This is a genomic window from Tolypothrix sp. FACHB-123 (genome assembly GCF_014697075.1).
GTDB lineage: Bacteria > Cyanobacteriota > Cyanobacteriia > Cyanobacteriales > Nostocaceae > Aulosira.
Window position 1 is genome coordinate 1 of sequence record NZ_JACJRE010000141.1, and the last position, 3,724, is coordinate 3,724.

The 3,724-nt window shown below is 39.5% G+C and carries 3 protein-coding genes; 1 reads left to right on the forward strand and 2 read right to left on the reverse strand.

Annotation, left to right across the window (positions count from 1 at the left end; all coding sequences use genetic code 11):
* Positions 1-318 precede the first annotated feature (318 nt).
* Positions 319-879 carry a hypothetical protein gene (locus H6G41_RS34260; protein WP_308796926.1) on the reverse strand — a complete coding sequence of 187 codons (561 nt, stop codon included), beginning with the start codon at positions 877-879 and terminating at the stop codon, positions 319-321.
* Between the two features lie 418 nt (positions 880-1,297).
* On the reverse strand, positions 1,298-2,248 hold the full coding sequence (locus H6G41_RS34265; RefSeq protein WP_190752824.1) for an RNA polymerase sigma factor, RpoD/SigA family: 951 nt from the start codon (positions 2,246-2,248) through the stop codon (positions 1,298-1,300).
* A gap of 266 nt (positions 2,249-2,514) precedes the next feature.
* Between H6G41_RS34265 and H6G41_RS34270 the strand changes: the two genes are divergently transcribed.
* Complete coding sequence (locus tag H6G41_RS34270; RefSeq protein WP_190752826.1) at positions 2,515-3,717, forward strand: AIPR family protein; 1,203 nt, start codon at positions 2,515-2,517, stop codon at positions 3,715-3,717.
* Positions 3,718-3,724: the final 7 nt, after the last annotated feature.

Below are 3,724 nucleotides of genomic sequence, written 5' to 3' on the forward strand. Positions count from 1 at the left end.
GTCGGTTGTTCGCACTGCTTACAGACAAAGTTAAAAATCCGAGTGTGAATTGAGCGTTGATGCGCTCGAACTGTGTATTCTTTAACGTTGATTACCTTGCTTGGCATTGTCTATCGTCAATAGGGACTCAATTAAGTTGGATTTGAATTGACCCAACAAATTGATATTAGCTGCTCTGTTAGAAGTTTCAAGTACCTATATCAAAACTTGAAGTAGATTTGAATAGTACGCTTGCAGTTTCCTATTTTAGGCAATTTCTCAGAAGCTACATTATAGCTGGCGATTTTAGAACCTATTTTAGATTTTGTGAAATATTCCTTAATGGAGTTCAAAAAACGACTCTTGTCCTAAATGTTTTACATAATTTTTGACAAGCTCCTGAAGAGTGCCTTGATTCCCTATGTCAATCCAGTCATCAATTCTTCCTAAAAAACAATATCTTTGGGTGATAAATATCCGCTTCTGTTCATCAATCAAAATAAACTGAAGCATGGGCGAGTAAGAAATAGACTTAAGAAGTCTATTTTGTGCTTCTCGCAATTTATCTTTTGAACCAAAGTTTAGCAATTCTGATAGTAGATTAACGTCTTGATCTGCTGTATATACAGTAATAGTCTCTTTTTTTATATCTATTTGGTAGGATTCTAAACTAGAAAACTTTTTTATTCCTTCTTCTACAGTTGACCTTTCTTCATCACTAATAATTTTAGGTTGGACCTTTCTCAGAAAAACCTGAGCGTTAGGATTTTCATAGATTTCATAGCCTTTAGGCATAGCTTCAACTACATGCCCTTCATTTTTCATAGAAAAGAAATACTTTGGTTTACCAGTTTTGGTCATCCCTTGATGAAGATAATATATCTGTTCTTTTCTATTCACGTATTTTATCGGCATTTAACCTCATACCTTGCTACTATTTTCTTAAATGACTTTTATATAGCAGAATTCAGAAATCAGGAGTCAGAATTCAGTATGAATTCTGTGCGACTGGTGGATGAATATTGGTTTAAAACCTTGCCCCTAGTGGGCGAAACTAGTATTGAATATTCAACAATAATTAAAACTCTATCCCTTTATGGGTAGAGTATTCTGAATTCTGAATTCTGTCTTCTGACTCCTTTTTTATGATAATTACTAATTTTTTCTTATAGCAATTTTTGTTTCGAGATTGTTATTGAATTATCAACAAAAATCTTACACTGCATTAATTTTGAATTGGGCTTTGTGGTACTAGGCTATAAGCTTATTTATATCCTCAATCATACCAGTCATCAACCTGGTGGGGAGACAATGCAGTTCAAGAAGCTAAATACAATCGGATATCGTTTGGAAAGCGACGTAGAGTATTCATGACTTGTTGTTGGATTTGGCGTACTTTTTGGGGACTGATATTTAACTGTTGTGCAACTTCTTGTGCAGTTAGTTGGCGCTCGCTGTCTAGTCCATATCGCAGAATTAAAACTTCCCTCTGGAGAGGTTTAAGAGATGCCAACAACTTTGTGAGGTCTTCACGCAAACACTCCTGGGTAACAAGCTCATCAATAGAAATGCTATCTGAAGGTATGAGTTCTTGAAGTTCCATTTCTCGCTCTTCGCCTACAGGCTTTTCTAAAGACACTAACGGACGAAATGCCCCTAGATATTCCCGCATCTGTTGAGGCTCTACCCCTATAACTTGTGCAATTTCTTCAGTACTCGCTCTTCGACCCAGTTTTTGGGATAGTTCTCGCTGTACTTTTCTAATTTGAACAAATTTTTCAGTCAAATGCACAGGTAAGCGTACTGTGCGAGATTTTTCTGCAATAGCTCGCATGATTGCTTCTCTAATCCACCAGTAGGCGTAAGTGGAAAATTTATAACCTCGATTGGGATCAAATTTTTCTACACCCCTTTGTAAACCAATGGCTCCTTCTTGAAGCAAATCCAGCAGTTCTAATTTACTCCACTGATATTTTTTCGCAATCGAAACCACCAACCGCAGGTTCGATGTCACCATCTTCTGTTTAGCTCGTTGACCTAGCTGTTGAATCCTGTTTAATTCTGTTTCATCTTTACCCACATCCGCCGCCAATTCAGCCCTCATCGGTTCTCGATGCAGCTTTTGCTTGAGCGCACTTGTGGCTTGCTCAATAGCTATCATCTGCTGTATCTGTCTGCTATAGGCAATTTCCTGTTCGGCACTCAATAAGGGAAAACGGCTAATTTCTTGTAGATACTGGCGAACCATGTCTGGATTGAGACGGGACATACACAAAAATTCACGAATTCGGTAAATAAAGAAATTACTATCGCAGAATCATACAACAACTACTACCGAAAGTCACAACCCATCAAAGCATCACGCCACTCCCAGCGTAACGTCAGTTAAATTGGATGACCCAAAATCTTAGTGGATGGGAGTTAACGGGTTGTGGCGATCGCTTTCATAACTAATTTGAAATTTCTTTCGTGCCATTTGATTCTGAATTTTGTATTCTTCTTTGAAGAAGCTGCACTCCTTACATTAGAAAAACTATGCCAAAAAATTGGGCTTTAAAAGTAGATCAGTACTTCAACGCAAATTCCAACTGCATTGTCGCTACCGCCCATGTAGATACCTTTCCCACTGACCTTCCATTAGAGCCAAATATCAGAGAACCTAACCGCAAAAGTTCCACTTACAGACAAATCTACGACTCATTGACCACTGAACCTGACAAATTCTTTGAGCGGCATAGCGGCATCGTGCTGTGTGCAAATAAGGTTAAGCCTAACAGTAAAAAGACACAGCTAGACTTAGAAATCCTTGAGGCACCTGAAGGCGGTAGCGATGGCATTATTAACGGGGGGCATACGGTTTTGGCTTTTCAACAGGCCAGAGGCTACAACTTTGACCTCTCGAAAGCCAGGGTTAAAGTTACCATTCATATTGGCTTAAGCGAGGATGAAGCCAAAGATATCGCCTTAGCATCTAATACATCTGCCCCAGTAGATGCGCGTTCAAAGGTAAACGCTAGGGGTGATTACAAATTCATTAAACAGTTTTTAGCGCAACTAGAGCGTGACCAAGAAACCAAATTCCGCATAGCTTATTACCAAAACCAAAGCGGTGCGCCCAAAAGTCCCCAGTGTAACGTCAACCATTTGATTAAGTTGATGAACTGCCTGGACAGAAACAAATACAACCCAGACAGCAAGAGCAGAACCAAACACCCACCTGTCAGTAATACACCGTCCTTGAGTGAAGCGGAAAGGCAAAGACTATCGAAATTACTGCCGCTACTGCCAAAAGCATTGTGGATTGAACAACAATTATTTAAGACCATTGAAGAACATATCACCAAACCCAGAAAAAAAGGAATCATTGACTTAGCCTCAATCGACCCGCGCAAGAATACGCTCTTGCCCGATAGCCGATATTCCTTTGGGTTTAGCGCGCCTGCTGATATTGCTATGCCCATTGTTGCTGCTTATCGGGTGTTTTTGGACGAGCAGTACAATTGGATTATTCCTTTTGATGAGTTCGCTCTTGATTTCCTGCAACATCTGTGGACTAACTATTACAGGAAATACTTGGTGTCCGAAAAATTAGCTGGGAATACTGTTGGGACTAAAATCTGCCGCAATCCGGTAATTTGGGATAACCTTTATGTTTCAGCGCAAAGCTACTTGAATCAGCACTTGATCAAGATGGTTGGCTCAAACACCAAGCGCGAAGATTTGAAACTAGTGAATTGATTACTAT